General features: G+C 61.7%; 7 protein-coding genes. 4 read left to right on the top strand and 3 right to left on the bottom strand.

Annotation, left to right across the window (positions count from 1 at the left end; genetic code table 11):
* Positions 1-101 precede the first annotated feature (101 nt).
* The 4 genes from KEC16_RS01170 to KEC16_RS01155 all read left to right on the top strand — a co-directional run bounded on the left by KEC16_RS01170 (position 102) and on the right by KEC16_RS01155 (position 3,261).
* The gene (locus KEC16_RS01170) at positions 102-974 is read left to right on the top strand and encodes a prohibitin family protein (RefSeq protein WP_211545824.1); all 873 of its coding nucleotides are present in this window, start codon (positions 102-104) and stop codon (positions 972-974) included.
* Between the two features lie 5 nt (positions 975-979).
* Positions 980-2,329 carry an ABC transporter substrate-binding protein gene (locus KEC16_RS01165; protein WP_211545823.1) on the top strand — a complete coding sequence of 450 codons (1,350 nt, stop codon included), beginning with the start codon at positions 980-982 and terminating at the stop codon, positions 2,327-2,329.
* 1 nt (position 2,330) lies between these two features.
* Positions 2,331-2,519, top strand: a complete 189-nt coding sequence (locus KEC16_RS01160) for a hypothetical protein (protein WP_211546366.1) — start codon at positions 2,331-2,333, stop codon at positions 2,517-2,519.
* 460 nt (positions 2,520-2,979) lie between these two features.
* On the top strand, positions 2,980-3,261 hold the full coding sequence (locus KEC16_RS01155; protein WP_211545822.1) for a hypothetical protein: 282 nt from the start codon (positions 2,980-2,982) through the stop codon (positions 3,259-3,261).
* A 92-nt stretch (positions 3,262-3,353) separates the two neighbouring features.
* Here KEC16_RS01155 and phnN read toward each other — a convergent pair whose 3' ends face one another.
* From phnN to phoU, 3 genes are read right to left on the bottom strand one after another with little or no spacing between them, the layout of a single operon-like run.
* Positions 3,354-3,896, bottom strand: a complete 543-nt coding sequence (phnN, locus tag KEC16_RS01150) for a phosphonate metabolism protein/1,5-bisphosphokinase (PRPP-forming) PhnN (RefSeq protein ID WP_211545821.1) — start codon at positions 3,894-3,896, stop codon at positions 3,354-3,356.
* A gap of 3 nt (positions 3,897-3,899) precedes the next feature.
* Positions 3,900-4,595, bottom strand: a complete 696-nt coding sequence (gene phoB, locus KEC16_RS01145) for a phosphate regulon transcriptional regulator PhoB (protein WP_211545820.1) — start codon at positions 4,593-4,595, stop codon at positions 3,900-3,902.
* A 15-nt stretch (positions 4,596-4,610) separates the two neighbouring features.
* Positions 4,611-5,303, bottom strand: a complete 693-nt coding sequence (gene phoU, locus KEC16_RS01140; protein WP_211545819.1) for a phosphate signaling complex protein PhoU — start codon at positions 5,301-5,303, stop codon at positions 4,611-4,613.
* Between the last annotated feature and the right edge of the window lies 1 nt (position 5,304).

Here is a 5,304-nt window from a genome sequence, read left to right as displayed (position 1 = left end):
CGCAAGGATTTTGTTTGACCGACAACGGCGAACGAGGCTGGTGCGATGCGCGCCGTTCACGCATAATACGCGCAGGAACGACTTGGGGGTAAGACAGCCTCATGGCTGATTTGGACGACGACTACGCAGAGCTGGAACTGGAACGGGAATCCCGCCAGCAGCGCCTGCTGCACGGAACCATGGCCGTCTTGCTGTCGCTGGCCCTGACCATGGCCGGCATCCTGCTGTGGAAACGCATGGTCATTTCCATCGAATCCGGTGAAGCCGGCGTGCTGTACAGCTTCTTTTCCGGTACCGACCAGGGCAACATCTACAGCGAAGGCGTCCACCTGATCTGGCCGTGGAACACCATGCACGTCTATGACGTTCGCCTGCAAACGCGCGAACAGGAATATTCGTTGCTGACCAATGGCGGCCTGCCGGTCAAATTGAAGGTGGCCATCCGCTATCAGCCCGACATCCGCATGCTGCCGTTGCTGCATGTGGCCGTCGGCCCCAATTACGTGGAAAAAGTCGTCTTCCCCGAGACCGAGGCGGCGCTACGCCGCGCCGTTGGCCAATACGGCCCGGAAGAGGTCTATACCAGCCATCGCGGTTTTCTGGAATCGGTGGTGGTCAGCAGCCTGTCGAAGATGGAAAACCGTTACATCTTGATTGATGACGTGTTGGTCAAATCCGTCGATCTGCCGGCCACCGTGCGCGACGCCATTGAACGCAAGCTGGCCCTGCACGAAGAAGACAAAGCGTTCCAGTACCGCCTGTCCATCGAACAAAAAGAGGCTGACCGCAAGCGCATCGAGGCCCAAGGCATCCAGACCTATCAGCAGATCATCGGCAAAAGCCTGACCCCGGACCTGTTGCGCTGGCAGGGCGTGCAGGCGACCCGTGATCTGGCCACCTCGGCCAATGCCAAGACCGTGGTCATCGGCGCCGGCAAGGACGGTCTGCCGATCATCTTGGGCGGCGATCGCTGAGCGTCATGGCCATCGCCGCCCCCCCAGATCCGGCACCGCCGGCCACGAAGCCGCCCGCCCGCGAAACGCCGCCGCCCGCGCCGCGTTATCCGTGGCGAATCATCGCGGCGCTGGCCGTGCTGGTCGTGGCCGCCGCGGCCATCGCCGCGACGTTGTCTTGGCGGCAAAATACCCCGATGGATGACAGCATCGAACTGGCGGTGGTCTATTCCCCCGATCAGGATGCCGAGGATTTCCTGGCTGGCGTTCGCATCGCCATCGCCCAGGTCAACGCCGATGGCGGCATCTTGGGATATCCGGTGAGCGAACGTCTGTTCATGGAACCGGCCTATACCGATCAGGTGCAACTGGACAAGCTGGTGGCCCAAACCTTGCGCCAAGCCACCAAGATCGGCGAAATGCCCGAGGTTCTGGCGGTCATCGGTCATGGCTCGTCGGTGACGGCGGTGCCGGCCAGCGCCGTCTATGATCGTCACGGCAAGTTATTTCTGGCCACCCATGCCACCGCCACCTCGCTCAGCAACCACCGCCTGGACCTGACATTCGCCTTGCAGCCCAGCAATGCCGACAATGCGGCGGTGCTGGCCGAATACGCCCATTCGCAAGGTTGGAAGCGCATGGTGGTGCTGTCGGACAATTCCAGCTATGGCCAGGAAACCACCGATCGGTTTCGTTCGGCCCTGGCCCAGCAAGGCGGCGCCATCTTGCACCGCGACCGGCTGGCCGGAAGTAAATCCATTGACGATCTGTTGCTGTTCCTCCTCGACAACACCCTGTTCAAGGCCAGCGACATCGATGCCTTTTTCCTGACCTCGTCATCCATGAGCGATTCGGCCAATTTCATCGCTCGCGCCCGCCAGTTGGGGCTCACCATGCCGATCTTGGGGCCGGAATACCTGTACAGCAACGAAGTCGAGGGTCAGGCCGGCGCCGACGCCATGCGCAACGTGGTGACGGTGTCGTTGTTCGATGACGGCCAGTTGACGCCCGAGGGGCTGCGCCTGCGCGACGATTTCAGCCGAATCGCCGACCACCCCCCCGGCCAGTTGGCGGCCATTGGCTTTGATGCGGTCAAGGTCCTGGCCATCGCCACCAACCGAACCGGCAAGCGCGATGCCGCCGCCATCGCCGACACCTTGCGCATCTTGCGCTATGAAGCGCCGTTCATCGGCGCCACCGGCAAGATGGTCTTTGACGCCAATGGCTTGATTACCGATACCGTGGCCTATGTTCTGCGCCATGACGGCATCGAATTCAAAGCCGTCGCCGCCTACAAAAAGCCGCTGAACCGTCAACAACAAGACGACGCAGCCCAGACGCCCAGCGGCCCCGCCGCCAGTGAAAGGAAACCGTGAGATGACCTTCTTCTTCCACCCCGGCTTCATGTTCTTCTGGATTGCCTTTTCCTGGCTGATCGCGCTGTTGGGCCGCAACAAGCGTTTCGGCTTTTTCGGTAATTTCCTGATTTCGTTCCTGTTCAGCCCGGTGGTCGGCTTGGTCGTGCTGCTGGCCTCTGACGACCGTCCGGTAATGCGCCGGCATTAACACATCTGCGCGGCCTTGAGACGCGACAGCAGGAAGACGGGATCACCCCGAGTTAGTGCGCAGCCTGCCAAAGGTGGTCGAAACCAAGGCCCGGTTTCCCAGGCCTTGGTGCAACGCTTCGATTTGCGCCTTCGCTGCACGGCGGAGCGGTCAGCGAGCCCTGAGCGCCCGAATGGGTGGCGGTGGCGCGGCTGTTGCTGCCGCTGGTGTTCAGCAAGATATTTTCAGCAAAAACAACCTGATTGAATAAATAAATAAATCCACTTAGCGAAAAATATAGTCAAACCACTGATTACATTCATGTAATTAAAAATCCACATGGATATATTTTTTGGCACGTTATATGTGCATAGTCCGGGCAGTATTTAGCGTGTAGCCTGTCATTGACGACACACAATGATGTTGTGCCGGACGTGCGCGTCGGTCGCACTAAGCGGCTTGGCGCGCCATGGAGAATGACATGAGCAAATCCCAAGCCTTTCTCGAACGCCTTATCGTCGCCGGCAAGGGGATCAGCAGCGCTGAGCGCCAGGCTGAAGCCCGGGTCAAGACCAACGATTATTTCAATCTGGGCGGGAAGGAATTGAAAGGCGAGGACGTGTTTGCCGCCGCCAAGGAAACCGAGGCGGAAATCCAGACCTTGCGCGCCGCCGCCAGCCAAGACGGCAACGCGGCCCTGACCGAAGTCTACGACGCCGCCCTGACGGTTTTCGCCAAGGTGATCGCCAGCAAAGCCGCCTGATTCTTTCAGGAAACAGCGTTGCAAGGCCGCCCGGCACCGGGCGGCCTTTTTCCATGTCGCGGCGGTATCACCGGCGAAGAGCGACCACGGTCTCAGCGGCAGGCGCGTTTCAAAATCGCGGCGAAGGCTTGCGCCGCTTCCTCTAATGCGCCGTCATTGATAATGGTTTCGTCGGCTTCGATGGCCAGGGCCGAGGCGCGGGCCAGACGGCCGGCGATGTCCGCGGCGGTTTCGCGGCCACGGCCAGCCAAGCGGCGGGCCAGCACCTGCGCATCGGCGGTGATTTCCACCACGATGGCGTCATAGGCGGCACGAGCGGCGGGGATGGCCGTGCGCGAGATATTGGCGACCACGGCCCGGCCGGCGGCCAAGTCGTCGGCTATCGTCGCCGCGATGCCATAGGCGATGCCGTGGGCTTCCCAATGCAATGCCAGGGCGCCGCCATCGCGCAAGCAAACGAACTTTTCCGGGGTGACCGCCACGTGATCCTCGCCGCCGGCATCGGCCGGACGGGTGAGGATACGGCGCGGAAACACCACCCGGTCATCATCGCCCAACAGAGCGCGGGCGGCAGCCATGACGCTGTCCTTGCCCGCCCCCGAAGGGCCGACGACACAGACCAGGGTTCCGGTCATCAATCAGGCCGCCTGTTCCGAATCCAGGGCATAGCCGGCGGCGCGCACGGTGCGGATGATGTCGCTTTCGTTGTCGCCATTCAGCGCCTTGCGCAGGCGGCGGATATGGACATCGACGGTGCGCGGCTCGACATAGATGTCCGGCCCCCACACCGCGTTCAACAATTCCTCGCGCGAGAACACGTTGCCGGGATGCTGCATGAAGAATTGCAGCAGACGGAACTCGGTCGGCCCCAGATGCACCGGCCGGTCGCCGCGGGTGACCCGATGGGCGGCCAGATCCATGGCGATATCGCCATATTGCAGCATGCCCTTTTGCGGCACCGGCTGTACCCGGCGCAGCATGGCGCGGATGCGGGCCATCAGTTCGGGCAGGCTGAACGGCTTGGTCATGTAATCGTCAGCGCCGGTATTGAGGCCGCGAATCTTGTCGCCCTCCTCGCCACGCGCGGTCAGCATGATGATCGGCAATTCGCGGGTCGTCGGCTTGCGACGCAACTGGCGGCAGACCTCGATGCCCGACAGGCTGGGCAACATCCAATCCAGCACCACCAGATCGGGCTTGCGTTCGGCCACCAGGGTCAACGCCTCTTCGCCGTCGCCGGCCTCGCAGACGCGAAAGCCTTCTTTTTCCAGGTTGTAACGCAGCATGGTGGCCAGGGCGGCCTCGTCCTCGACGATCAGAATAAGCGGCTTCATATCCATGTCGGTGGCTCACTCGGTATCCATGGTATTGCCCTTGGGCCGTTCGCCTTTGAGGGGCGTGCCGACTACCAGGAAATGCAGGGTTTCGGCGATGTTGGTCGCATGATCGCCAATGCGTTCGATATTCTTGGCCATGAACATCAGATGGGTGCACGCGGTGATGGTGCGCGGGTCTTCCATCATGTAGGTGATCAGCTCGCGGAACAAGCCGGTGTACATGTCGTCCACCTCTTCGTCCCGGTTCCACACCCGCACCGCCTTTTCCACGTCGCGCTCGATATAGGCGTCCAGAATATCCTTGAGGATTTCCTGAACGATATGGGCCAGGTGCAGCACGGCGCTCACCGGCTTGACCGGCGGCAACTGGTTGAGCACCAGCGAGCGCTTGGCCACATTGGCGGCATAATCGGCCACCCGTTCCAACTCGGAACTGATCTTGAGGGCGGCGACGATATGGCGCAAGTCCGAAGCCACCGGCTGGCGCAGGGCCAACAGGCGGACGGTGAATTGCTGCACCTCGTGCTCCAGCTCATCGACGCGGGTATCGCCGGCCACCACACGGGCGGCAAGATCGCTGTCACGCTTGGAAAGCGCTTGCAGGGCGGCGGCGAACTGGGCCTCGGCCATCCCGCCCATGCGGGCGATGATGTTGGTCAGATGGGCCAGTTCTTCGTCGTAGGACTTGACGGTATGGTCGCTCATG

Origin of the sequence: Magnetospirillum sulfuroxidans, assembly GCF_018224925.1 — a bacterium.
In the GTDB taxonomy this organism is placed as follows: domain Bacteria; phylum Pseudomonadota; class Alphaproteobacteria; order Rhodospirillales; family Magnetospirillaceae; genus Magnetospirillum; species Magnetospirillum sulfuroxidans.
This window is presented reverse-complemented; position numbering and strand designations above follow the sequence as displayed.